At 63.8% G+C, this 356-nt stretch carries 1 protein-coding gene; it reads left to right on the top strand.

Annotated elements, in window-relative coordinates; genetic code table 11:
- The coding region (locus OXS27_RS32480) for a BamA/TamA family outer membrane protein (protein WP_267361766.1) at window positions 1-356 on the top strand (356 nt) is incomplete at both ends.

Below are 356 nucleotides of genomic sequence, written 5' to 3'. Positions count from 1 at the left end.
ACGCTGCGCTACTCGCTGTACAACACCGAGCTGAAGGTGCCGAACACCCTCAAGCGGCCGTACGACGACTGCACGAACCCGATCTCGGGCTATACGTCTGTCTACGCCGCGGGCACGATCATCAACGGACACGACGTCGGCGGCCAAGCGGTCTATCCGAGTTGTGCGTATGACGGCGAGGCCTCGATCGCGATCAAAGCTTCGCAGGGCAACACGCTGACCTCGCTGGCCGGTCTGACGCTCGCCTACTCGACGCTCGACGTAGTCGGCGCCCCGCATAATGGGCTCTACGCCGAATTGAAGCCCGACGTCGCGGGCTTGGGCGGAGACTCGAAGTTCTTCCGGGTCACCGCCGA

Source organism: Methylobacterium sp. GC_Met_3, assembly GCF_026540775.1.
Lineage (GTDB): Bacteria > Pseudomonadota > Alphaproteobacteria > Rhizobiales > Beijerinckiaceae > Methylobacterium.
Note: the sequence above shows the minus strand (reverse complement) of the source record. Positions and strands in the feature narration are given on the sequence as shown.